The sequence below is a fragment of the Butyrivibrio sp. NC3005 genome (genome assembly GCF_000424545.1).
Taxonomy (GTDB): Bacteria; Bacillota; Clostridia; order Lachnospirales; family Lachnospiraceae; genus Butyrivibrio.
Genome location: NZ_AUKC01000037.1, coordinates 15,142 through 40,628 on the forward strand (window position 1 = coordinate 15,142; position 25,487 = coordinate 40,628).

The following is a 25,487-nucleotide window of genomic DNA, read 5'->3' on the forward strand; positions in this document are numbered from 1 at the left end:
TTTATTGAAAGCTTAATTATGCGGTGATTTGGCATCAAGATATGATTTATTTAATTGCAAGTATTTAGAAATGTGTAGTACTGACCGATAAAATAAATATAACTGATAAAGCTAGGAAGAGCATCTGTAATCAAGGATTGATAAATACCTGTTTATAGGTGCTTTTTATATAGTATTGGAGGTGTTTTAATGAGTAATACGATCAATGTAAATGGGATGACAAGTTATTATAGCAGCTTTATCAAATCGGTTACGTCTCAGACATCGGTGGATAAAGGTTCGAAGGTTAATAGCGGGACTGTGAATGGTGAAAAAGATTCTTTTATTTCTACACTAAGCTCAAAGGTGGAAACAGCTGGTACATTAGAGGAAACAGCAGCTGTTTCCACAAAGGATATGACATTGGAAGAATATAAGCAATATATTAATGACACGATTTCTAAATATAACATACATTCATCCCATTCTTGCGACAGCTATGCTATTTCAATTTCTGATGAGGGCTTCAAGGCAATGCAGGCAGATCCTGAGTATGAGAAATGGGTTATGGATAGCATTAAGGGGATGCTTGGCAATGAGTATTCAAGTGGCAACCGAGCATTAACAGGTCCTCTTTGTTGTGTCTGTAGTTTTGGGGCATCTAAAGCGGAATGTCGGTGTTTAAGTTGGTCGAATGGTTATCAGAATGGAAACGGCGAAAAGGTATGGGAAGAAAAGTCGAGGAATAGCTTTTGGACTAAACGAGGCGAACAGAAAAAAATTCAAAATCGTGTTAATCAGAGGGCTGCTGAGAAGAAGGAATTGGAAAAGAAATGGCTACGGGAGGCGGCTGAGAAGCGTCAGGCATATACAGATTTTCTAAATGGAAAAGCTATGTTAAAGACCAACAGCTTGTTTGAATTCAATGATTTCTTTTCTATGCCGACAGATCCCAAAGTTGCAGGAGTTTTATCGGCGTATGAAGCAGGAACATATGTCGTTGGGGAAATGTAGTTAATAAATTATTACCGCTCGGACTTTTCCGATGAGCGGTGTGGCTCTGACTGAAAGATGGGCTGCGGGAAGGAGAACGTAATGAGTAATACGATTAATGTGAATGGAATGACAAGTTATTATAACAGCTTTATCAAATCTATTTCCTGTTTGTTGAGTTCTTGACCGACATTGTCTCGTTTTGACTCGTTTTGACTCGTCTCGACCGACATTAGCACTTTTCTTATAGATTTAACGGTGCTATTATTATCATAGACAAGTGAGAGGTAAACAAAAGCCACTCACTTGTTTTTCTTTTGCAGAAGAATAGGAAGCAGATTTAAGCGTCCACATGACCAAACCCTCAAGGTCGTGTGTGGCGCTTTTTTTGTTATCCGAAACCGGTAAGCGCGCGCCGGTGTTTCTATTAAAACTGTCAAAGAAAAGGAGAAAATTGAATATGGATTATGAACGTTTCAAAGAAGGTTTCCAGGATGCTTTAAAGGCTGAACTTGCTGTTAGAGGAGCTGATGTTGATCTTACTGCTCGTAGAGTAGATAAGATGAATGACAGTTATGATGCTATCACAGTAAGACCTGTGGACAGTTCCATTGGAGTGAACATCAGCGTTGAGAAAGCATTTGCTGCTTATGAGAATGGTACACCAATCCCTGAGATTGCAGAGCATTTTGCTGATGCAGTGGAGAAAGGATTCCGCGAATCACCTCAGGTGGATCTGGAGTCGCTCTCTGATTATGAGCAGATGAAGAACAAGCTTTCTATGGAAGTGGTTTCTGCAGAGAAGAATGCGGAACTTCTTGAGAGCGTACCTCATGAAAGAATGGAGGATATGGCTGTTGTTTATCGCTTTGTGCTTGATCAGACAGATTCTGGTAATGGAACAATCCTTGTTACCAATCAGTTGCTTGATCAGTATGGCATTACTAAAGAGCAGCTTCGCGCTGATGCCATGGAGAATGCACCTGAAATCAGACCATCTGAGATCAGAGGTATGTCTGAAGTGATGAGTGAGCTTGCGCCTGGCATGATTCCTGAGGTCGCACCGGAAGATGAGCAGATGTTTGTTGCTACAGTTCCGGATAAGATTCATGGAGCCGGTGTTATCGCATATCCGAATTTCATGGAAGATGCAGCTCAGAAGATGGGCGGTGACTTCTTCGTTCTCCCAAGCAGTATCCATGAGGTGTTGCTTGTAAAGGACAATGGCCAGATGACAGCCAAGGAGCTGGAAAACATGGTCAAAGAGGTCAATGCTACTCAGGTTGAGCCTGCAGATCAGCTTACGGATCATGTTTATCATTACGACAGCCAGAATCATATTTTTGAGCTGGCTGATAAGTATGAGGAACGTCAGCGTGAGGCTGAACATGATGCACCTGATAAGGATTCCGTCCTTGGAGATCTGAAAGAAAAGAAACAGGAGATTGCAAAGAAAGATCCGGCAAAGGATGCAGCTACAAAAGCTGCAACCAAGAAGCATGAGGCTTCTTTATAATGCCTGGTAAATCATCTGTTAGAAGCAATCTCCAAAAGAAAAAATCCGGACTGGAAGATGTACAAAAGTCAGCTGCTTCTGAGAATTTTGTATCTCTTAGGAAAGAGACTGGCATGAACAGAAAAGAGTTCGCTGAATGGATGGGGATACCATATAGAACCATGCAGGATTGGGAACTCGGTATATCCAAAGCTCCGGATTATGTTTATGACTTGGCTAGGTACAAAGTCAAGAATGAGCTTGAAAAAGGCAATTTAATAAGAAAACAGCACTTACAAAAAGAGTGCAGGTAATGATAGGGCTTCGAAGCTTAGGCTTCGGGGCCTTTTCTTATGGCGAAAGGAGATATCTAAGATGAGTAAGAAATATATGAGAGTTCAGAAGAACTTTGACAAAAATGGCATTTCAAGGGTGCCACACAGTGTTGCACCTAAGCTTGGCCCAGTTACACCTTGCAATTGCAGTAATCCTTGCCCTTACGGTAATGGAAGGTCATTTTGCTTTCCTTGCTATCAGAAGCTTGTTGCTGACAGCAGAAGTAACAGTGTTGCTACAGGTAATGCCTAAAGAGGTGTGGTATGGACTTTGGCTATTTTCATGAAGAAGAGTCTGAGCAGTTTGCCTTCTATAGGATTCCCCAGGTGCTCTTTAAGGATGAAAAGTTCGCAAAGCTTTCTACGGATGCCAAGGTTTTGTATGGATTATTTCTGAATCGGGTATCCCTTTCCAAGAAAAATCATTGGATTGATGAAGAGGGCAGAGTGTATGTCTATTACACCCTTGTCAGTATCCAGGAGGATTTGCATTGTGCAAGTCAGAAGGCATTAAAGCTTTTAAAGGAGCTTGAGAGCTATGGACTTATTGAAAGAGTTAAGCAGGGACTTTGTAAACCTGACAGGATCTATGTGAAGAACTTTATCCTGCTTCAGGAATCACCAGTCCGGAGTGGTGAAAATCACCATGCCGGTGTAGTGAAAATCACCAGCCCGGAATGTCGAGAATCACCACCTAATAATACTGAGTCAAATAATACTGAGTGTAGTAATACTAATCTAATCTTATCTAAGAGCAGAGAAGATGAGAGGGAGCTATACAGACAATATTTATACCAGTCACTGGATATAGAGATACTCAAAGAGCGCTATCCCTATGGAGTAGAAGAGATAGAAGAGATTTTTGACATAATCCTGGATGTGCTGTGCAGCAATCAGAAGTTTATCACTATATCCGGGGATAAAAAGCCTATTAACGTAGTGAAAAGCAGATTCATGAAGCTGGATAGCAGCCATATCCAGTTTGTAATGGACAGTATGAAGGACAAGACTACAAAGGTTCGCAATGTAAAGAAATACATAGTGGCAGCACTTTATAATGCGCCAATTACGATTAACAACTATTATCAGTCGCTGGTCCAGCATGACATGGCGACAGGAAAAATCTAAGGAGGAATGACAATGGAACAGATTACAATTGATATTCAGCTTGATCCTATTAAGGATGGAATTAAAGTACCGGAGACGGATTTATCCAGGCCAGATGCTCATGCTGTGATTCTTGGAACCAACGGTAAAATCAGACAGATTTCTATGAAGGAAGCAGAGCATATTCTTGATCAGATGGCTACTTGTGGGGCAGGGACTCACCTTGGAAAGTCAGATTATATTGCTGTTTACAACAAAGATAAGCTTTTTAAGGCAGAGGGTGAAGAGTATTTAGTTGGCAGCGTGCTTATTTTTCAAAGAGCTGGGAACGTGCTTAAGGCTATCCCTGATGATGAGATTGGTGATCTCTTAGAGGTTGCTATGGCACAGATGGATACTTTGAAGGCAGGAGACGCCTGCTTTTCTGCAATGCGTGTTGATTAAGGGAGGAAAATCATGAGTAGAACAATACCGAGAGCCTATGTTACTGCAGCATGGAATAAGAATCCGGTTGTGGCAAAAGAAGATGCCAAGAAATACTGTCAGGAACTGGTAAAGGAAGGATATCTTCCCCTTTGCCCTATCCTTGCTTTTGATGGAATCTTTTCAGCTGAGGATACAGAAGCGCATAAGAGATTCAAGGAGATGTCAGAGGATCTGCTTCGTAGAGCAAGATTCCTTGTTATCTGTGGTAATAAGCAGAATGAGGAAGTGAAGGATGATATCGCAATAGCCAGAAAGTCCAAGGTTATTGTTACAACCTTAGATGGAGTTATTGGACTATGACTGGCCCAGATAGAAGGGAGGCGATAATTCGTGGTTAATGAAGAACTATCAGCCAAGTCGCTCCATTTCATGGTGGAAAAAGGTGCAAAGCCAACAGTGCGTATGTTTATGAATATCCTGAAAGCATATTTGCGTCACCGGCATGATAAAAAATATTTTGGTAAGGAGAAAGAACCTACAGGTAAGATGCCTGTGAAAAAACTCATTAAGCAGGGCAAAGGTGCTCAGAAAATTGAGCTGGATGGTGAAGATATCCATTTGTTTAATCGCCTTGCCAGGAAGTACGGTGTAGATTATGCCGTGGTGAAAGATAAGGAGGCTGGTACTTATAAGATTTTTTTCAAGGCTCAGGATGCAGATGCTATCTCTGATCTGGTAGCTGATTATACCAAGAGAACCCTTGGAAAAGAAAAAGGTGCAAAGGAGAGCGTACTTGGTAAGCTTAAGAAACTAAAGGAGAAGGTTGCTTCTATACCTCGCAAGGTAGTTGAGAAGAGGAAGGAGCAGACACGATGAATCAGAAATTAAAAAAGAAGATTATCCTGAATATCCCTTATGTTGCAATAGGTCTGTTTGCTACCAACTTAGGTGAGGCCTGGAGAATAGCAGAAGGGATGAATGCTTCGGAAAAGCTTCAGGGGCTTATTATTGGAGGTGGATTTCAAACTGCATTTACGAATCCGCTTCCTAGCTTACATCCCTTTGATTTGCTTATTGGTGCAGCCTGTGGCGCAGCACTACGACTTGCAGTTTATCTGAAGGGAAAGAATGCAAAGAAGTTTCGGCATGGACAAGAATATGGTTCAGCCAGATGGGGGAAGCCCTCCGACATAGAACCTTTCAAAGATCCTGATCCGAAGAATAATGTGATTCTGTCCCAGACGGAGCAGATTACACTAAGTTCCAGACCATCACAGCCAAAGTACGCAAGAAATAAGAATGTGCTGGTTGTAGGTGGTTCCGGCTCAGGTAAAACACGCTTTTTTATTAAACCAAACTTGCTGCAGTGCGATAGTAAGGATTACCCTTGTTCGTTTGTAGTAACTGATCCAAAGGGAAGCGTGGTTCTTGAATGTGGCAATGCCCTTTTGAAGAAGGGGTATCGAATTAAAATCTTCAATACAATCAATTTTAACAAGAGTATGCATTACAATCCTTTCGCTTATATTCATAGTGAGAAGGATATACTAAAGCTTGTAACTACGTTAATAGCAAACACTAAAGGTGAAGGAAAAGGCGGAGAAGAGTTTTGGGAGAAGGCCGAAAAGCTGCTGTATTCAGCGCTTATCGGTTACATCCATTATGAGGCTCCGATAGAGGAACAGAACTTCACAACACTTCTTGAAATGATCAACGCAATGGAGGTCAGAGAAGATGATGAGGAGTTCAAAAACGCAGTAGATATGCTCTTTGATGAGCTGGAAGAAAAAGATCCAAATCATTTTGCAGTTCGTCAATATAAGAAATACAAATTGGCAGCTGGAAAGACAGCTAAGTCAATCCTTGTAAGCTGTGGTGCCAGACTGGCTCCATTCGATATCAAGGAGCTTCGAGAGATTACAGCTTATGATGAATTACAACTGGATACTATCGGTGATAAGAAAACGGCGTTGTTTCTGATTATGTCAGATACGGATGCCACTTTTAATTTCCTGATATCTATGGTGTACACGCAGTTGTTCAATCTCTTATGCGAGAAAGCTGATGATGTTTACGGTGGAAGGCTTCCGGTCCATGTAAGGTGCCTCGTAGATGAGTGCGCCAATATCGGACAGATTCCTAATCTGGAAAAACTTGTGGCAACTATCAGATCCCGTGAGATTAGTGCCTGCCTGGTTTTGCAGGCAAAGTCACAGCTTAAGGCAATCTACAAAGATAATGCGGATACCATTATCGGCAACATGGATTCACAGATCTTCCTTGGTGGAACTGAGAAGACAACGCTTAAGGATCTTACAGAGATTCTTGGCAAGGAAACCATTGATATGTACACCACAGGAAATACTAAGGGTTCTCAGGAGTCCTACAATATGAACTATCAGAAGCTTGGCAAAGAGCTGATGAGTATGGATGAACTTGCTGTTATGGATGGCAGTAAATGTATCGTGCAGGTGAGAGGCGTGAGACCTTTTCTCTCAGATAAGTATGACCTGACAAAGCATCCAAACTATCCGCTGACAGCAGACTATGACAAGAAGAACTGGTTTGATATTGAGAAGTATCTAAACAGAAAGCTTGTCCTTCATCCAAATGATGAATACGAAGTATTTAACGATGCCTAGGCTAATGGAGTATAAGAGAAGAAATTTTTCACTGACATTTTTAAAATTCATCCCGTATAATTGAGGATGAGTTATTTAACTTATATTTAATATATTCGCTGGAGGAATGAGATTCATGAAATTTGCTATGTTACTGTGGAGTTTTGGATTTTTTGAGTAACTACCATATCTTTTAAATAACAGAATCAATGTATCAAAGGAGATTATAGATATGGAATTTAATAAAGTTATTCAGAAGAGAGAGTCTGTTCGTAAGTATAGCGATACAAAGCCAACAGAAGATCAAGTGAAATATATTCTGGAAGCAGGGCGCTTAGCACCAACAGCTTTTAATAAACAACCACAACGAGTGTATATACTAAAAAGTGGAGAAGCTCTTCAGAAGATGGACAGTGTTCATCCATGCCGTTATGGAGCACCGATGGTAATTCTAGTATGTTCCGATAAAAATGCTGCAAGTAATTTTCAGGGTGGAAATAGCTATTTGACAGATGGTGTTATTGCAGCAACACATATGATGCTGGCAGCAACAGATATAGGATTGGATACATGTTGGGCTGGAGTGAATGATGTTCTTAAAACACAGAATGTTTTTGATTTGCCAGAAAACATCTATCCTATTTGTTTCCTGGATTTGGGATTTCGCGCTAGCGATTTCAAAGGTGTATCTAGCGATAAAAAAAGAAATCCAATTGATTCAATGGTAACTATTTTATAAAAAATTGCGGCGTAGCCCAAGGGCGATTGTAAAGCAGGAGTCATAACCTGCCGCCGTATTTACTCCTGTAGAGGAGTATAGCGGAAGATTCCGCGTTAATTAATGCAGCGCTGTGCCGGAAAAGTCACTGCAGAAGACATCCGGCTTACAACTGAATATGGAACTTTTTTTAAGGGTAATTAACGAGAGTCACGGCCTGATCAGCCATGGCTCTTTTTTAATGCCTGCAACTACAAACAATCAATTTTTTTAATCACAAGGAGGATTTATAAAACCAACTTCCGCGAGACAAAATCCCAAACAAGCCTTTAAACCGCATAAATACTGGAATGAATGAGTTTTGTTGCAGGAGATATTTTTGCGACAAAACATGTGAGAGACAAAACTGTTCAGAGTAAGAAAAAGACGAAATAGTTTTGTCTTTTTTTGTGTCTCCTTACCATATAATACTCCCTTGGGTCATAGAAGACTATGGCCGGAAAGGAGAAAAAATATATATGGATAAGGAACAGAATTATCTGGCTCCGGAAAGGATGATGCGGTATGCGGTATTCAGCATAAGGAACAGCCTCGAGAATGGTATCAGTTACAGAAGATCATTCATAGTGCTTAAGAATGGCTATGGGATGATTGTAAGATTCACAAGGCTTGAAGATTATGCAGGTATTTACTCAGGGAGGACTTATAAGCCATTGCAGGCTGACCCTGAGCCGAAATTACACTTCATCTGTGGAATGCTCAACTACGTGATTGTTGAGAATGGAAAGAGGCTTGGGGTAAAGCATGTCTTTGATATCACAAAGCCGATGTTGGAGGAATACTTTAACAGCTATGCAATGACAGAGAAGCCTGAAGGTGGGTATCACAAAGAAAGCACTGTGGTGACATGCATTGCAGATGTTACTGCATTTATGGCAAATCTATCCAGGAAGTTTGGTGGTTTTGTAAAAGTGACCCGTGATGAACTCTATGTTGAAAAGACTATAAGACTTCACACTGGAAAGCTCGAAGTCAGGCATATTCCTGATTTTCAGGCAACAGGAATCTTTGAAGAGAACGATGGACCTTTTAGGGATATGCCATCAAGAGTTATGGAGATACTGATCCCAATGGCAAAAAAGTATGCTCCGGATATAGCTTTTGGTATAGCACTCCAGGCATTTGCCGGACTGCGAGCCGGTGAAGTCTGTAACGTCAGGCAGGAAGGAAGCAAGTATGGTCCCGGACTTAGGTTTGTTGAGGTGGGAGGTCAGGTAAGAAGAGTTGAGATTGACCTCACAAGAGAATACAAGCTAAGAAGTGATGATTCGGATACAGGAAACATCAAGAAACACAGGAAACAGGGCGTGTATCCTGATTTCATAAAAGTGTTTATGGAAATGTATGAGTTTCACAAGGCATATCTGAAGTCGGCTGATTATGAAGAAGAGTTTGCACCTATGTTTGTAAATGCCAACGGACTTGCCATGTCATATGAGACATACAGAAGAAAGTTTAAGACACTGATAAACGATCATCTGCGTCCGTGGCTCATAAACAGCACCGATCCGGAATTCAGGCTTTATGGACAGATGCTTTATGAGAACAACCTGGGAACTCATGCCATGAGGCATTGGTTCACGGTACAGCTCGTGCTTCGCGGAGAAGATATTGCAAATATCCAGTTCTGGAGAGGTGACAAGAGCCCTGATAGTGCCTTCCACTATCTCCAGAACAAGGGCGACCTTGTACGTGAACTTCAGATTACAGCAGACAGGCTGATCTCTGCACTTCTTGATATAGGAGGAGATGCGGATGATGAATGAGGTTTCGCTGTATAAGGAAGCACTGTCAGTGGCGCAAAGCATTGATTCACGCTACAGAGATACTCTTCCCGGAAGAGATGCATTGCTGGTATTCATGGACATGAATGATTGGTTTGGCCTGACACCTGAATTCAGGAATAAAGATGTCTTCATCAGTTCTGTTGAGCCTTTCAGAGAAAGACTGAAGCTGTGGCTCAGGGCATATAAGAGGACTGGTGAGGAAAAGATAGATCTTATGCTGGAAGCTTATCATGAGATATTTCCCGATACCTGTGACAGGATATCGTCATTTATGATGGATGAAAGCATAAAGAGGCAGCCTGCGGCATATAAGATGACGGACTTCGTTCTGGCATCATTAACAAAAGAAATAGCTTTTTATACGCAGGATGAAATTGATGCACTTATAGAAGAAGGAAATAAAGAAATGGAAATAGTAGTCATGAAGCTTTTTTGCAGCTTCATGAACTATGAATATAACGGAAGCAGGCTAAGTAACTGGAATTACAGGTTTGCTTCACGCCAGCTTGTAAAACAGGACAGGGGTGCATATTCACTGGATGAGTATGCCGCTATGGCCTGCGCAGCCTTTGATACGGATTATTGGAAAGAGCATGATCTTATCAGAAAGGCATGTGGACGCAGACGATATGCAGACCTCTGGCTTTATACTGCAATGCATTTTATGGGAGCGGTAAGAAAGAGTGATTTTAAAAGGCTCCCTGTACCATCTCTCCCGTACAAAGGGGAAGACTTAAGGAACAGGATATGTGATGGATTTTTTTCTGATGATGAAGCGCGTTCAGTTACAGAGGAATTCATTTTCCGGCTGGGCATGAAGCCAAAGAATCCACATAAGAGCAGACGTTATTCTGGGATAGGTTCTTTAAAGATTCAGATTCCTGAGAGCATTAAGGTTCCTCTTGGGATAATCATGTCGATCTCGTTATCGTTCAGGGAAGACGGAGATCCGTTCGTAGGGACGGAAAGTGACCCGCTAGATGTAAAGGAATTCTTTGGAGAGGATTTCTCTAAGAAAGTAACAGGAAAGATACATTCAAGGAGAGCCAACAAATCATATATGCAGGGAATAGCTGCAGAGGGTGATGATGAAGTTGGAAGGCCCAAAGGATATATGCTGGCATCACTGGCAAGAAGCCATAAATGCAGCCTTGGAGGACTTTCAGATGTTACGGATGTATATCTTCAGGATGCTTCGTTTACCGGATACACACCTGAGTTCATCCTCATGGAAATGTTTGAAAGAGGGATATTCGGATTTATACCGGCACTGCTTCTTGAGATGTATTCAGGAAAGGATTTTCGCAGGATTGGAGTTGCAGCCCAGACAAAACTCATAAAGCAGATTGGACTCAATGCACTTCAGCTGGAGGAGATAACGGAAACAGTAACAGATTCATTCTATAAAGCTGGCGAAGTTGTTGAGACCGCCATGAATGGAATGGATCGTCAAAATATAGGAATGGTAATGCAGAGGATAGCGGCAGGTGCAGCTCCTGCCAAATCAGATAGGTTCCTCTGCCTTATGACGGCTGCAGATCATGGCTGTGTGGAACCTTCAAGAAGTGGGTGCATGGGATGCAGGTATGAAATATATACCAAATCATCAGTACAGATACTGATAAGGGAATACAGAGCGCTTTGTACCAGGCTTGAATCAGCCGAAGGGACAGAACGTGACAGGGTAAGGAAACTTCTGAAAAATGGAGTTATTCCCTGTTTGTCAGAGGTTATATCGAGTATAGAGATGATGTATCCCGATGCGGATATGGAGACCATAATGGAAATCACGGAAAGGGGGCGCAGGATCACAGATGCTGATGCAGGAAGAAATTAAAGACGGGTATTCGAGATTCCAGACTATAACTGTTCTGGATGATGAAACTATAAAAGCAGCAAGGGCAAACTTTGGCAGATTCAGAATGAAGGGGGTTATTTTTGGAGGCAGATACGATGATGATGCATGGCATCTTACAGATGATCTGCGTAACAGCACTCTTATATTTAGCATCGATGAAACGGCATATGTGGAGCATGCAGAGAAATGGACAGACTGCACTTTTGAGTGTTACAGGGATTCAATAAAGGCTTATGTAGCACTGAACCTTGGAACATATGCAAGAGCCACACTTATGATCATTACAAGGCTTTTCAGGGATGTGGCCGGAATGGATTATGAAGATGTTCTGGAGTTTGATGAGGATGGAAAGGCACATGTCCTGAATCTTTTGAAGCTCCTGCCGGAGGGAGGTGTTACACGTGATTCAGTCATAGATGATCTGGAAGAGTTCAGCTATCAGAAGAATTATTCGGCAACCCGGACACTTGCCGATTTCAAATACTACCTTCGTTTCGACAAGGCTATAAGGGAGTTCTGGGAAAACTGCAGCATGCAGGACAAAGTATTCTACTTTCCCATATATATGTGGTGGGATGTCACTTCTATACTGCCTCTCAGGGTTACGGAGTTTTTGCTTACACCACATGACTGTCTTGCTGAAGAGGGCGGAAAATACTTTCTTACAATCCGCAGGACGAAGTTGAAGAAAGGCAGACGTAAACTGGCATACAGGGTAGAGACTGACTATGAGCTGTTCAGATATGAGATACCCGAACACCTTTATAAAGAGGTATCGTGGTATCAGAACCTTAAGGTGGAGAATACAGGATATGCCAGGGCTGGCCTCGGGACACTGTTTCTGATATCTGATGATGTACGCTGTGCGGATTACCTTAATTACGGACATGCCCGTGAGAGACTCCGTAGCCTGTGCAAGGAGATAATGGGCGATGCTGATTATCCCGTTCACCTTGGAGATACAAGGCATCTTGCTATGATAAATCTCATACTGTCAGGAGGATCTCCAGTTATCTGTAAGGAACTTGCAGGTCACGAGAACATAGCGTCAAGCGCCCACTATTATGGGAATCTTTCAGGTATAGTTGAGAGCATTGTATATGAAAAATATCATGGCTGGGGCAATGGAGCCGAGCTTGAAGGTTCACAGAATTACTGGGTTGATCTTCCCAAGGATTGCATCCGTGTTCAGGATGGCTGGTGTGATTCCTGTTGTATGGCTGCGGGAAGTATAGATGACTGCCTTAAGGATTTTAACGGCACACATGCTCTTGGTGAATGCACCACCTGCAGGCACTTCTATCCTGATAATCCGGGGCTGGTGCTGAGCCTTAGCAGTGAGCGTAAGAAGGCTGTGGACGGGGACGGAGAGTACCTGATGCAGATGATAGAACTGGTCCGTAAGGGCATGGGATATCAGGAGGATATAGCATCGGCTATCTTAAAACTTCATGCAGACGCAGGCTCATATGCAGAACTTTTGAAAAGAAAATATCGTGGAGGTGGCAACTGATGGGGAGACCAAGAAAGGCAGATTCATCGCAGCTTATAAGCATAGTCGATGAGTATTTTAAGGAAGAAGTTGGTGGAGATCCTGGAAAGCTCATGTTTAACCGCATTGCACAGTATGCCACCAGAAATGGTTATGACTTTGAAGGCTACCATTTCCGGAGGGATGAAGAGGTAAGGAAACATATAGATGAGCTTAAAGAAAGCCTGCATGATTCCCTAAAAGACAAGGGTATTGTAGCTTATAAAAGTCTTGATGTGGAGGGAATTATAAAACAGTGCCATTCATTGGATGAGCTGATAAAGCACCTTTATGAAATTGATGCTTACTGGAAAAAGGCATACCTTGAACTTGCTGATGTGTCTGACAAGTATAACAGGCTTCTGCAGGAAAGAGAGAAAGACCGTGCTGAGGTCAGAAAGTACAGGAATCTTGCCCAGGAAAAAGAAGTCGGGCTTGTTGAAACAAAGAAGGAGCTTAATGCCGAAAAGCGTCAGAATGTATATCTTCGCAGCTATATCAGGGAAAATGTCTATCCCGAAATAGCCCACCAGATTCTCAGGGAGCATCATATACAGACGGATGACAACAAGATTGTCAGACCCGAGGCATTTAATAAGCTTGTTGAAGGAAAACGTCCGCAGCCATTTGATGGGGAACAGGTAAAGACAGAGACGAGAAAGTCTGCCACGGATAGATTGATTGAGGAGCTGGAGAGGCAGGTGGATTCGTATGAGTAAGCTTATAAAGGGCGTTAATGACCTTGGGACGCTAAAACCTGAACTTGCCATGGAATGGGATACAGAGAAAAATGCAGGACGTAATCCGGAAGATGTAATGCCTGGTTCCGGTATAAGAGCATGGTGGAAATGCAGTGAAGGGCACAGCTGGGATGCCATCATAAATACCAGGGCAGTACGTGGTTGTGGCTGTCCATATTGTGAAGGCAGGAAGGCATGGCCAGGATATAATGACCTTGCTACTACCATGCCGGAAGTCGCTGCCCAGTGGGATTATGAAAGGAATGGTGATCTTAAGCCGACAGAAATCCTTAGCGGATGTGATAAGAAAGTATGGTGGATATGTAGCAGGGGACACAGTTGGAAAACGGCTGTTTATCACAGGAAGGCAGGACATGGCTGTCCGAAATGCGAGGCACTGTCTGCAAATGTAAGGCAGGGTGAAAATGATTTTGCAAGTTATAATCCTGAAATCGCTTCAGAATGGGATTATGAGAAAAATCAGTTTACACCTGAGGAACTCTCTTATGCATCAAAAGAACCGGTATGGTGGAAATGTAAACATGGACATTCATGGCAGACTACTATAAACGCCCGCGTTTACAGGGAAAGAGGTTGTCCGTATTGCTCGGGACAGAAGGTGTGGGTTGGCTTTAATGACCTTGCAACCACTAACCCTGAGCTTGCTTTAGAATGGGATTATGAAAAGAATGGGGAATGGACTCCAGAGAATGTCACTGCCGGAAAGGATATGAAGGTATGGTGGAGATGCTCTAAAGGACACAGCTGGGAAGCTGTCATATACTCAAGAAAAAGTGGAAATGGCTGCCCTTATTGTGCAGGAACTATGGTTCTTACAGGCTTCAATGATCTTGCTACTGTTAAAGCTGAACTGCTGGACGAGTGGGACTACTCCAAAAATAAAGATGAGTCTCCTCAGACAGTTTCTGCCGGGACAAGCAGACTTGTATGGTGGAAGTGTGATAAAGGACATAGCTGGAAGGCTTCTGTTGCATCACGTGTGAGTGGGAGAAAATGTCCGGGTTGCACAGGCAGAAAGGTTGTCAAGGGTTTTAATGATCTTACAACTATCAACCCGCTTCTCGCAGAAGAATGGGACACTGAAAAGAACAGTGAAAATCCTGATTCAGTTACTTCAGGAAGCTCCAGGAAATTCTGGTGGAAGTGCAGCAAAGGTCATAACTGGAAAGCTACTGTTGCGGGGAGAATGAGTGGGACAGGCTGTCCATACTGCGTTGGAAAAGATATACTGCCTGGGTTCAATGACCTGAAGACCAAGCATCCTGATGTTATAGCGAAAAGCTGGGATTACGAAAAGAATAGGGATATAGATCCTAATTCCATAGCTTCTACTTCAAGGATATCTGCATGGTGGAAGTGTGATAAAGGACATAGCTGGCAATCCAAAGTAAGTGATGCTGTAAGAAATGGATGTCCCATATGCAGCAACAGGAGGGTTCTTGTTGGATATAATGATCTTAAGAGTATCCACCCTGATATAGCAAGGGATTGGGATTATGAGTCTAACGGAAGCCTCACTCCGGAGGATGTTACTTTCATGACTGGGAGAACAGTTCACTGGATGTGCAGCGTTGGTCATAGGTACAAGCTCAGTGTTTATTCCAGACATCAGGGTGTTAGCTGCCCATACTGTGCTGGCAGATTGGCTTTAAAAGGATTCAACTCGCTTGCTGATCAGACCCGTGATTATACCAAAGAGTGGGATTACGAGAGAAATGTTGATCTCAGCCCGGATGAAATCCTTCCTCACAGTAACCGAAAGGTGTGGTGGAAATGCCCTAATGGCCATAGTTACAGGAGTAATCTCAATGCACATAATAAAGGCCATGGTTGCCCATGCTGTTCGGGACAGCTACCTTCAAGGACGAGGATAGTACCATAATGATATCTGTTTTACATCTTTTCTATCATTTCGTACAATAGAGAAAAGGCAGTTAAGGGGAATGGAGGAACTTTATAAATGGCAAAATACTACTTTATCCGTCATGGGGAAGCAGATTTTTCTGAGGCAAATACTAAAGTATATCAGGGCTGGGGATTTAACATGCAGCCGTTGTCAGAGAAAGGAATAGAGCAAATAAAAGTTGCTTCTAAGGATTCGAGACTTAAAAAAGCTAAAATAATAGTAACTTCGCCATATGGAAGAACAATGCATACAGCATCAATCCTCGCAAAAGAGTTGGGATTGGATGTGGTTGTAGAATCAGATCTCCATGAATGGGTTGCAGATGCGAATTATAAGTATCTTTCGGACGAAGATGCTATGAACAGTTTCAGGGAATTTACTGAATTCAAAGGAATAAAAGATGAAAGTGCAAATTATGACTGGGAAACAGCAGAGAGTATTGCCAATCGAACCAGAGGTGTGTTGGAAAAATATAGCAAATACGATGAGACCATTGTTGTTTGTCATGGCACTGTAATGCAATATTTCCTTGGAATTGTGCATCCTGATAATGGGCAGATTGAGGAGTATGTTTTATAAAAGGCTGATGGTTGAGCCAAATGAATTCAATTAACAAATTTTGAAAGTTAAACAAGTGAAAATGTGAGCTTAATATAATAGCTATGATAATAGCTATTAAAATAGCTGGTTTAAAAGGACTGCAGAACATCGCGGTCCTTTTTTCGTGGAGGTAAGGATGGTTAGGATAAGATCACCTGATTACAGGAATTAGAGCATTACAACTGAATATTGGATTGAGTTTCAGTCAAAGAGCACCCGGCGCAGATGGTCGGCAAACTATGAGCACCGGATGCAGGTAAGCCCTTAGGCTCATGCAAATTATAGCATGAGAAAGGGGTAATGACATGAAAACTCAAATAAACTGCGGAACCCAAATAAATTCAATTTATAAGGAGGATACCAAAAACGCAGTTAGAAAGAGCCGTATTTTTAAGACAAAAAACGGCTCTTTTTATATTTGGGTTTTGCACAAAAATACAAAAAACGACAAAAAAACAATCATCTGCGTTTTTGGTTTTTATCAGTATGGCATTTTTCAACTCAGCAGTAGGCGTACTTCAGACACTCGTTATCGCACTTGGTGCAGGTCTTGGAATTTGGGGTGTTGTAAACCTCATGGAGGGATATGGCAATGACAACCCTGGAGCTAAGTCACAGGGCATGAAGCAGCTCATGGCCGGTGGAGGAGTTGCCCTCATCGGAACCACACTTGTTCCACTTCTTAAGGGTTTGTTCCACTGATCGTTTTTTTCCGGACATGGGAGAAAATAAAAAACAGGGAGCCGTTCTACGGCTCTCTGGAAAGGAGGTAACCATTGGAGAGTTTGTTGGAGAAACTGACGGACTGGCTCAAAGGGATACTGGTGAGTGGAATCATGGATAATCTCACAACGACATTTGCAACTTTAAATCAAAAGGTTGGAGAGGTAGCAACACAGGTAGCGCAGAAGCCGGATCAGTTTCAGCCTACAGTTTATAACCTGATCAAAAACCTGTCGGAAAATGTGATCCTGCCCATAGCAGGAATCATTCTTACTTTTATTGCATGTTATGAGTTGATCCAGTTGGTTATTTCACATAATAACCTGGCAAATTTCGAGACGTGGATCTTTTTTAAATGGGTATTCAAGACCTTTGTGGCGGTAACACTGATCACCAATACCTTTAATATCACTATGGCAGTCTTTGATGTAGCCCAGCATGTGGTCAATCAGTCGGGTGCACTGATAGCAGACAGCACAGCGGTGGATGGTTCAACCCTGGCAACCATGAAATCAACGCTGGAGGCTATGGAAGTTGGACCGTTGTTTGGCATATACCTACAGTCCTTTTTTGTGAAGTCTTTATTTTCGATTTTATCAGTTCTAATCTGGGCTATCGTATATGGACGAATGATTGAAATCTACCTGACGATCAGTCTTGCTCCGATCCCTTTTGCAACCTTTGGTAACAGAGAGCAGAGCATGATTGGACAGAATTACCTTAGATCCCTTTTTGCCCTTGGCTTTCAGGGATTTTTGATTATGGTATGCATAGCAATCTATGCGGCTTTGGTCAAGACGGTTTCATTTTCAACAGATATCATGGGCTCTTTGTGGAATGTTCTGGGTATTACATTACTTCTTGCATTTACGCTGTTTAAGACAGGTTCCATCGCAAGATCTGTATTCCACGCACACTAAGGAGGAAAGAAAATGGCATCTTATATTCCAGTGCCTCGTGATCTCACGAAGGTTAAGAGTAAAGTGGCATTCAACCTCACAAAGCGTCAACTCATCTGTTTTGTGATAGCTGCAGCAATCGGTATTCCGACTTTTTTTCTTTTGAAAAAGCTTGGAAATGCAACCTTTGCGGCTATGGGAATGATGATCGTTATGATGCCGCTGTTCTTCTTTGCGATGTATGAAAAGAACGGACAGCCTCTTGAGGTATATATGCATCACTTTATCCAGGCAACATTTATCAGGCCGAAGATCAGGCCATATCAAACAGACAATTATTACGCTGCCCTGATGAGGCAGGAAAAAGCAGAAAAGGAGGTGGCTAAAATTGTTTCTGAAAGCAAAAAGAAGAGACATCACAATGCCGCAGGGCTTGTCGAGAGCCGATCAGAAAAGAGTAAGAAAGATCATAAAAGGCGCGCAAAGAAATGACGGGATCCCGAGAACCAGTCAGCAGAGCATTCCCTTTGAGCGAATGTTTAAGGATGGCATTTGCAGAATTGGAAGTGACTATTATACAAAGACGATTCAGTTTCAGGATATCAATTATCAGCTTGCTCAGCAGGAGGATCAGACGGAAATCTTTGAAGAGTGGTGTAGCTTTTTAAACTTCTTTGATAGCTCCGTTCACTTTGAACTCAGTTTCATGAACATGGCAACGGATGCAGAGAAATTTGAAAAATCCATTGCGATCCCTCATCAGAAGGATGGTTTCAATGAAGTCAGAGATGAGTATACCGGCATGTTAAAACGTCAGATGGAAGCCGGGAATAACGGTCTCACCAAGACCAAGTATTTATCCTTTGGAATTCATGCAGAATCTATGAAGGCTGCGAAACCAAGACTCATTCATATCGAGATCGATATCTTAAATAATTTCAAGCGCCTGGGAGTACAGGCAAAGACTTTGAATGGGGAAGAACGTCTGGAGCTGATGCATCAGCAGTTTCATCTGGGAGATGATGAGAGGTTTTTCTTTGACTGGAAGTGGCTTGTTGGAAGCGGACTTTCCGTAAAGGATTTTATCGCACCGGCAGGTCTGTATTTTAAGAATGGAAGAGTCTTTCAGATGGGGAATATATTCGGAGCAATGAGTTTCTTAAGCATTACAGCCTCCGATATTTCAGACAGGATGCTTGCAGATTTTCTGGGGATGGAATCCAGCCAGATCGTAACCATGCATATACAGTCGGTGGATCAGACAGAAGCCATCAAGACGGTCAAGCATACCATCACAGAGCTTGACAGAAGCAAGATCGAGGAGCAGAAGAAGGCAGTGAGAGCCGGTTACGATATGGATATTATTCCATCTGATCTTGCCACTTATGGCAAGGATGCAAAAGCACTTTTAAAAGAATTGCAGAGTCAGAATGAGCGTATGTTCCTTCTGACTTTTTTAGTGCTTAATACCGGTAAGACGGAGCAGGAGCTTGAAAATAATGTCTTTCAGGCAAGCTCCATTGCACAGAAGCATAACTGCAATCTGGTAAGGCTCAATTTCCAGCAGGAGCAGGGACTTATGAGTTCCCTTCCGCTTGCTTACAATGAGATCGAGATCCAGCGAGGGATGACCACAAGTTCTACTGCGATCTTTGTTCCATTCACTACGCAGGAACTGTTTCAGTCAGGTGATGAAGCTTTATACTATGGCCTAAATGCTCTTTCCAATAATCTGATCATGGTGGATCGAAAGAAGCTTAAGAACCCCAATGGCCTTATTCTTGGTACACCCGGTGCAGGTAAATCATTCTCGGCAAAAAGAGAGATCGCTAATGCGTTTCTTGTTACGGATGATGATATTATCATCTCGGATCCAGAGTCAGAGTACAGTGCACTGGTAAAAAGATTTGGCGGCCAGGTCATTAAGATCAGTCCTACCAGCAGTCAGTACATCAATCCTATGGATATCAACATGAACTATTCGGATGATGATAACCCGATCGCTCTTAAGGCGGACTTTATCCTGTCACTTTGTGAGCTGATCGTCGGTGGAAAGGAAGGATTAAAACCGGTAGAGAAGACAGTTATTGACCGTTGTATTCATCAGATCTATCAACGGTATTTCCTTGATCCGGTTCCTGAGAATATGCCACTTTTGGAGGATCTCTATAATTCGCTTTTAAAGCAGGATGAACCGGAGGCTAAGAATGTGGCAACAGCTCTTGAAATCTACGTTACAGGTTCTTTGAATGTGTTTAATCACAGAACCAATGTGGATATCACCAACCGGCTTGTTTGCTATGACATAAAGGATCTTGGAAAGCAGCTGAAGAAAATCGGAATGCTGGTCGTTCAGGATCAGGTCTGGGGAAGAGTTACAGAGAATAGAAGTCAGGGAAGATCCACCAGATACTATATGGATGAGATGCACCTTCTTCTTCGTGAGGAACAGACTGCAGCCTATACCGTAGAAATCTGGAAGCGTTTCAGAAAATGGGGCGGTATTCCAACCGGCATCACTCAGAACGTAAAGGACTTGCTTTCATCCAAAGAGGTAGAGAACATCTTTGAGAACTCGGACTTTATCTACATGCTGAATCAGGCGGTAGGGGATCGTTCCATTCTTGCAAAACAGTTAAATATCAGCCCTCATCAGCTTTCGTATGTAACACATTCGGGAGAAGGTGAAGGGCTTTTGTTTTATGGTAATGTGATCCTTCCGTTTGTAGATCGATTCCCTAAGGATCTGGAGCTTTATCGTATCATGACAACGAAGCTTGATGAAGTAGCGCAGCCTGTGGAGGAGAGTTAAATGAATGAAGAGAAAACGTTTACTAAGAGAAGCTATAAGAAGAGGACCGCCGAACAGTTTCAGGAAAGAAAAGAGAATTTGCATTGTGGTGAGAAGCTGAAAAGTGAAACCTCAGCGAAAAAAGCATATGGCAAGAAGTTTCGTCATGGAAAAAGAACTACGGAACTAACAGCGGAAGAGAAGCAAAAGATCAAAAAGCTCCAGGCCCAGGGAAGACATAAGGTGCGAACAGAGGCCATTGAAAACATATCACTGCAGCGTCAGGTCGATCAGGCCAATGAAGATGAGAACGTTGGAACAGAAGCTTTGAATAAGGGAACGGAGACGGCAGAACATATCGGAGCTAGGGTTCGGCATCAGAAATACGGGGCAAAAAGGACTGGTAGCAAAGAGAATGCATCTGATGAAACGGATAAGAGCCGGTATTCGAAGAAGCTTCATAAGAATGCAAAGAAGGGAGTGGAGCCGAAATCAGGCACCCATGAAGTTCAGAAGAACTACATGAAAAAGGAATTTCAGAAGGCTGCCTATAAGAAGTCTCAAAAGGAAGCCGCCAATCAGGTGGGAAGTCTGTCAAAGAAGTTCGCGGATAAAGCAGAAGACCTGGTGGGCAGGTTCGCTGAGTGGATCCGGGAGAAGATCATGGATAATCCCCTAGTCCTTATTCTTGCGGTTGTGTTACTTATTCTTATTGTTATGATCTCGGGAAGTGCGGGACTTACCGGAGGCTTATTTGGTTCCTTTAGTGATACCACAATAGCAACGTCATATACGGCAGATGACGATGATATTAAGGCGGTCGAACAGGACTATAAGGATAAAGAGGCAGACCTGCAGAAACAGATCAAGGATATTCCAAAGACACATCCGGGCTATGACGAGTATCGTTATAACCTGGCAGAGGTCAATCATAATCCTTATCAGCTGGCAGCCCTACTGACTGTACTTTATGAGGATTACACAGAATCTGAGGTGCAGAGCAAGCTGACGGAGATCTTCCATGCCCAGTATAAGCTGAGTACAAAAGCATTGATCGAGAAAAGGAAACGCACCGAGACCAGAACCGGTACAAGAACAGTTCATAATTCTGACGGTACTACATCTTCGGAGGACTACACCTATGAGGTGGAAGTGGAATATGACTGGCATGTTCTTGTAACAACGCTTACAAATGCAACAATGGATGCTGTAGTAAGAAGCATGGGATTGACAGAGGATCAGATGAGTCGATATGAGCTTCTTCTTGAAACAAGAGGAAACAAGGCTTATCTGTTTGAGGGTGATCCGTATTCCAATCCTGATCCGGCAGAGTGTCCGCATTATGAGGTCCCGCCGGAAGCTCTTACCGACACGAAATTTGCAAATATGATCAAGGAGGCTGAAAAGTATCTTGGCTATCCTTATGTTTGGGGCGGAAGTAGCCCAAGCACGAGCTTTGACTGTTCCGGATTTGTAAGCTATGTCATCAATCATTGTGGTAATGGATGGAGTGTTGGAAGGCAGACTGCGAATGGTCTTTTAAACGATTGTTGTACCAGGGTATCAAAGGAAGAGGCAAAACCGGGAGATCTGATCTTTTTCCAGGGAACCTATAATACGGCCGGTGCCAGTCATGTTGGAATCTATGTGGGAAATGGCATGATGATCCATTGCGGCAACCCGATTCAATATACATCCATTAAAACGGCCTATTGGCAGAAACACTTTTATACCTTTGGAAGAATCAAAAAATAGGAGGCGATATCATGTTTGAACGATTGGATAAACTTCGCGAGGAAGTAAGGCATTGCGAAAAACGGAGAGATCTGGCGGAGGAACGTCTGAAAACGGCTCAGGCAAAATTAAAGGAAGCAGAGGCAAGCCAGATCCTTTCTGATGTCGGCGCAATGAAACTTACACCGGAAGAGGTGGCAAGGATTTTACAGCTTGCAGCATCGGATGGGCTGAAAGCTCCGGCTACGAATGGTACATCTGTTTCAAAAGAATCTTCCGGTAATGGAAGCGATACAGAGTCATCGTATGAGAGTGATGTGGATAAGGAGGATACAGAAAATGAAAACTATGAAATTTAATAAGAGACTCATCGGAGCTGTGGCTTGTGCTACAGCTTTTTTTGTTGGCACAACTCCAATAACAGCATTTGCCCATACCGGTCCGGAAGCAGAATGTAACTGTGAAAGCAAGTGTTCTGATGACAGTAAAAATGAGAATTGTCCGGTATGCAAGGAGCATCCGGAACTTTGCCAGGCACAGGATAATGCAGAGAAGGCGGACGAGACAGAAGCAACGCAGGAAGAGCAGCAGCCAAAGGAACAGAAAGAGGAAAAGATGGGACCACTTACTCCGGATGGCAACATGAAGATCGTAGACGATTATGGTTCCACAGAAGCTGGAGGTAAGCAGTTTATTACCGTTGTAACAAAGAGTGGACAATACTTTTATATCATCATTGATCGTGATGATCAGGGCGGAGAAAACGTCCATTTCCTGAATATGGTAGATGAAGCAGATCTGATGGCTCTTATGAATGAAGATGAACAGAAGGCCTTCCAGGATGCAAAGGAAAAGAAACCTGCAGAGGAGACGGAAAAGGTAAAGGTAGAAGAGCCGGTTACAGAAAAGAAGCCTGAGGTGAAAGAAGCGCGAAAAGGCTTTTCCGTCAGTCCGGCAGCCATTCTTACCTTGCTGTTGCTCCTCGGTGCAGGTGGCTTTATGGGGTACAAGTATCTGAAGGGCAGGAAAACAGATAAGCATTCCAGTGAAGTAGATCCGGATGAGGATTATTCAGAAGATGATGAAGAAGATTATCTTGCGGATGCAGAGGATGTGACGGAAGACGATTCCGATGATGAAGAGCAATCAGAAGATACAGAAGCTCCAGATGAAGATGATACTGATTCGGAAGAATAATTGAGTGCCTGCTTCACAGGGGCAGTCCATGATGAACTATGGCGCATGGTTTAATTGATTTTTGGGATGAAACTTGAATTGAATGGTCATATGTATACCTGCCTTTCAAACATCAAACATCATGGATTGCTCCTTTTATGGATTACGAAAGGAGAGTCTATGGCAAGAAGATCACGATACAACGGATACATGGAAGGCTTAGAACAGCTAAAGAAAAAGCATGAGAAGCGAAGCGCAATCAGCAAAGAAAAGTCACTCACCAGAAAGCTGAATCAATACCGGAAGGAGGTGAAAGAGAATGAGTAGCACCTATACCTATGATCTAAAGAGAGCAAATGAGCAACGAAAGGCGGAACTTAAGGATATTACAGAAAAACTGGAGCAGGGAGTGCAGGCTGTATTTAACTCTTCTCAGTATCAGGACCTCTTGAATACCATGGCAAAGTTTCCGCATTATTCGGTAAACAATAACATCCTGATCATGATGCAAAAGCCCGATGCAACGCTGGTTCAATCTTACACCGGATGGAAGAAAATGGGACGTTTTGTAAAGAAGGGAGAGAAGGGCATAAGGATTCTGGCACCGGCACCATTTAAGCTGGAAAAAGAACAGGATAAGCTGGATGAATCCGGCAAAGCTGTTCTTGATAAAGACGGGGAGGCTGTGAAGGAAAAAGTAGAGATCAATCTGACAGCGTTTAAGCCGGTGAGTACTTTTGATATCTCACAGACTGAAGGTGATCCTCTGCCTCAGATCGGAGTGGATGAGCTTACAGGAAATGTGGAAGAATATCAGAATTTTTTTGAAGCAATCAAGGCGGCAAGTCCTGTACCGATTGGATTTGAAGATATTGCTTCCGGAGCTAAGGGCTATTTTCATACAGAAGAGAATCGTATCGCAATCAATACCGGTATGAGTGAGATCCAGACGATAAAGACAGCGATTCATGAAATGGCTCATGCAAAGCTTCATAATACAGAAGCGCAGAAAGACAATAAGCAGTCCAGGAACAGTAAGGAAGTTGAAGCAGAGAGTGTAGCTTACACTGTATGCCAGCACTATGGAATTGATACATCAGATTACAGTTTTGCCTATGTAGCTACCTGGTCACAGGGAAAAGAGATGCCAGAACTGAAAGCGTCTTTGAATACGATTCGTGAGGCTGCAGCAGACCTGATTACAAAGATTGATTCGAGGATGGCGGAACTGACCAAAGAGAAACAGCCAATCAGTTTCTATGTCGCAGAATGTGGAGAGTTTCATTCTTTGGGGGAATTTCATGAGAATCTGACCTTACAGCAGGCTGTGGATATCTATAAGAGCATTCCGGCAGACAGGATGAATGGAGTCAAGACCATAGGGTTCAGTATCAGCGATGATGAACTTATTGCAAATGAATTTGATCTTGTGGTTGGAAACCGACTGAATATGGAGATGATACAGGAGTTCTTCCCGAAGCTGGCGAAGCATCCTCTTGTGGTAAAGGCTGCTGAAGATATAAAGAAGCTTATGCCGGAATTGGAGGATAGTCAGAAGAAAGAATCCGTAACGGAAAAGTTACGTTCGGAAAAGGCGGGTATCCGTTCGCAAAAAAGCAGGACAGCAGGTAAAAAGAAGGTAGTGTCAAGTGACCTATGAAAGAATGAGCTAAAAAGAAAAAGGCTCAAACGAACCTTGAAAATGTAGATATTGATACCGAAAAGCTCTCCGAGGGCTTAGGGCGCCGCCCTAAGAACCTGCAAGGGACCAGTCCCTTGACCCAATCAGCGGGCTCTGCCCGCACCCGTCCTCGCCGGAAGCAGGCCAGCAAGCACACTTGCTGACCAGATGTATAGGATAATCCGTGAACCTTATGTCAAGGGACTTTCGCGGCATATCCTCACCGGCTTTGCCGGTTCCGGTATTCCACGGTTTCCTTGACAACGGTTCCGCTCCGGGGTCAGGCTGATTTTTCTTTCTGCATTT

General features: G+C 42.9%; 25 protein-coding genes. All 25 read left to right on the plus strand.

The features are described from left to right. Positions 1 to 189: 189 nt before the first annotated feature. Entirely contained in the window at positions 190 to 993 is an 804-nt protein-coding gene (locus tag G634_RS20365) for a hypothetical protein (protein WP_026505261.1), read from the plus strand. Between the two features lie 439 nt (positions 994 to 1,432). Continuing rightward, positions 1,433 to 2,488 (plus strand): DUF5688 family protein, encoded by a 1,056-nt coding sequence (locus G634_RS0110510; RefSeq protein WP_026505262.1) that lies wholly within the window; start codon positions 1,433 to 1,435, stop codon positions 2,486 to 2,488. Next, complete coding sequence (locus tag G634_RS21610) at positions 2,488 to 2,781, plus strand: helix-turn-helix domain-containing protein (RefSeq protein ID WP_242826807.1); 294 nt, start codon at positions 2,488 to 2,490, stop codon at positions 2,779 to 2,781. The genes G634_RS0110510 and G634_RS21610 overlap by 1 nt, the downstream gene beginning before the upstream one ends. Before the next feature lie 61 nt (positions 2,782 to 2,842). Continuing rightward, entirely contained in the window at positions 2,843 to 3,055 is a 213-nt protein-coding gene (locus G634_RS0110520) for a hypothetical protein (protein WP_026505263.1), read from the plus strand. Positions 3,056 to 3,066: 11 nt separating this feature from the next. After that, positions 3,067 to 3,930, plus strand: coding sequence for a DUF6017 domain-containing protein (locus tag G634_RS0110525; RefSeq protein ID WP_026505264.1), 864 nt, complete (start codon positions 3,067 to 3,069; stop codon positions 3,928 to 3,930). 12 nt (positions 3,931 to 3,942) lie between these two features. After that, positions 3,943 to 4,353, plus strand: coding sequence for a hypothetical protein (locus tag G634_RS0110530; RefSeq protein WP_026505265.1), 411 nt, complete (start codon positions 3,943 to 3,945; stop codon positions 4,351 to 4,353). A gap of 12 nt (positions 4,354 to 4,365) precedes the next feature. Continuing rightward, positions 4,366 to 4,695 (plus strand): DUF7768 domain-containing protein, encoded by a 330-nt coding sequence (locus G634_RS0110535; protein ID WP_004602785.1) that lies wholly within the window; start codon positions 4,366 to 4,368, stop codon positions 4,693 to 4,695. A 30-nt stretch (positions 4,696 to 4,725) separates the two neighbouring features. Beyond that, on the plus strand, positions 4,726 to 5,211 hold the full coding sequence (locus tag G634_RS0110540) for a PcfB family protein (protein ID WP_026505266.1): 486 nt from the start codon (positions 4,726 to 4,728) through the stop codon (positions 5,209 to 5,211). Then, positions 5,208 to 6,977: a VirD4-like conjugal transfer protein, CD1115 family gene (locus G634_RS0110545; protein WP_026505267.1), complete on the plus strand. Its 1,770-nt coding sequence runs from the start codon at positions 5,208 to 5,210 to the stop codon at positions 6,975 to 6,977. The genes G634_RS0110540 and G634_RS0110545 overlap by 4 nt, the downstream gene beginning before the upstream one ends. A gap of 211 nt (positions 6,978 to 7,188) precedes the next feature. Further along, on the plus strand, positions 7,189 to 7,695 hold the full coding sequence (locus G634_RS0110550; RefSeq protein ID WP_004602782.1) for a nitroreductase family protein: 507 nt from the start codon (positions 7,189 to 7,191) through the stop codon (positions 7,693 to 7,695). Positions 7,696 to 8,192: 497 nt separating this feature from the next. Then, positions 8,193 to 9,500, plus strand: coding sequence for a site-specific integrase (locus tag G634_RS0110555; protein WP_026505268.1), 1,308 nt, complete (start codon positions 8,193 to 8,195; stop codon positions 9,498 to 9,500). Then, entirely contained in the window at positions 9,490 to 11,358 is a 1,869-nt protein-coding gene (locus tag G634_RS0110560; RefSeq protein ID WP_026505269.1) for a hypothetical protein, read from the plus strand. The genes G634_RS0110555 and G634_RS0110560 overlap by 11 nt, the downstream gene beginning before the upstream one ends. Further along, on the plus strand, positions 11,336 to 12,892 hold the full coding sequence (locus tag G634_RS0110565; RefSeq protein ID WP_026505270.1) for a site-specific integrase: 1,557 nt from the start codon (positions 11,336 to 11,338) through the stop codon (positions 12,890 to 12,892). The genes G634_RS0110560 and G634_RS0110565 overlap by 23 nt, the downstream gene beginning before the upstream one ends. After that, positions 12,892 to 13,629, plus strand: a complete 738-nt coding sequence (locus tag G634_RS0110570) for a hypothetical protein (RefSeq protein ID WP_026505271.1) — start codon at positions 12,892 to 12,894, stop codon at positions 13,627 to 13,629. Before G634_RS0110565 ends, G634_RS0110570 begins: the two co-directional genes overlap by 1 nt. After that, positions 13,622 to 15,553, plus strand: a complete 1,932-nt coding sequence (locus G634_RS20370) for a zinc-ribbon domain-containing protein (RefSeq protein WP_051233832.1) — start codon at positions 13,622 to 13,624, stop codon at positions 15,551 to 15,553. The genes G634_RS0110570 and G634_RS20370 overlap by 8 nt, the downstream gene beginning before the upstream one ends. A gap of 78 nt (positions 15,554 to 15,631) precedes the next feature. After that, positions 15,632 to 16,156, plus strand: a complete 525-nt coding sequence (locus G634_RS0110580; RefSeq protein WP_026505272.1) for a histidine phosphatase family protein — start codon at positions 15,632 to 15,634, stop codon at positions 16,154 to 16,156. A gap of 507 nt (positions 16,157 to 16,663) precedes the next feature. Continuing rightward, on the plus strand, positions 16,664 to 16,879 hold the full coding sequence (locus G634_RS0110585) for a Maff2 family mobile element protein (RefSeq protein ID WP_026505273.1): 216 nt from the start codon (positions 16,664 to 16,666) through the stop codon (positions 16,877 to 16,879). A 74-nt stretch (positions 16,880 to 16,953) separates the two neighbouring features. Then, positions 16,954 to 17,820 carry a VirB6/TrbL-like conjugal transfer protein, CD1112 family gene (locus G634_RS0110590; protein WP_026505274.1) on the plus strand — a complete coding sequence of 289 codons (867 nt, stop codon included), beginning with the start codon at positions 16,954 to 16,956 and terminating at the stop codon, positions 17,818 to 17,820. Positions 17,821 to 17,832: 12 nt separating this feature from the next. After that, positions 17,833 to 18,291 (plus strand): PrgI family protein, encoded by a 459-nt coding sequence (locus G634_RS0110595; protein ID WP_026505275.1) that lies wholly within the window; start codon positions 17,833 to 17,835, stop codon positions 18,289 to 18,291. Then, on the plus strand, positions 18,221 to 20,611 hold the full coding sequence (locus G634_RS0110600; RefSeq protein ID WP_026505276.1) for a VirB4-like conjugal transfer ATPase, CD1110 family: 2,391 nt from the start codon (positions 18,221 to 18,223) through the stop codon (positions 20,609 to 20,611). The genes G634_RS0110595 and G634_RS0110600 overlap by 71 nt, the downstream gene beginning before the upstream one ends. Continuing rightward, positions 20,612 to 22,345, plus strand: coding sequence for a C40 family peptidase (locus G634_RS18825; protein ID WP_051233834.1), 1,734 nt, complete (start codon positions 20,612 to 20,614; stop codon positions 22,343 to 22,345). It abuts the gene before it with no gap. Positions 22,346 to 22,356: 11 nt separating this feature from the next. Continuing rightward, positions 22,357 to 22,683 (plus strand): DUF4315 family protein, encoded by a 327-nt coding sequence (locus tag G634_RS0110610; RefSeq protein WP_026505277.1) that lies wholly within the window; start codon positions 22,357 to 22,359, stop codon positions 22,681 to 22,683. Then, positions 22,664 to 23,521 carry a DUF4366 domain-containing protein gene (locus G634_RS18830; protein WP_051233836.1) on the plus strand — a complete coding sequence of 286 codons (858 nt, stop codon included), beginning with the start codon at positions 22,664 to 22,666 and terminating at the stop codon, positions 23,519 to 23,521. The genes G634_RS0110610 and G634_RS18830 overlap by 20 nt, the downstream gene beginning before the upstream one ends. Positions 23,522 to 23,680: 159 nt before the next feature. After that, complete coding sequence (locus G634_RS21200; RefSeq protein WP_155830565.1) at positions 23,681 to 23,827, plus strand: hypothetical protein; 147 nt, start codon at positions 23,681 to 23,683, stop codon at positions 23,825 to 23,827. Continuing rightward, positions 23,820 to 25,160 (plus strand): ArdC-like ssDNA-binding domain-containing protein, encoded by a 1,341-nt coding sequence (locus G634_RS20375; RefSeq protein ID WP_051233840.1) that lies wholly within the window; start codon positions 23,820 to 23,822, stop codon positions 25,158 to 25,160. Before G634_RS21200 ends, G634_RS20375 begins: the two co-directional genes overlap by 8 nt. Positions 25,161 to 25,487 lie beyond the last annotated feature (327 nt).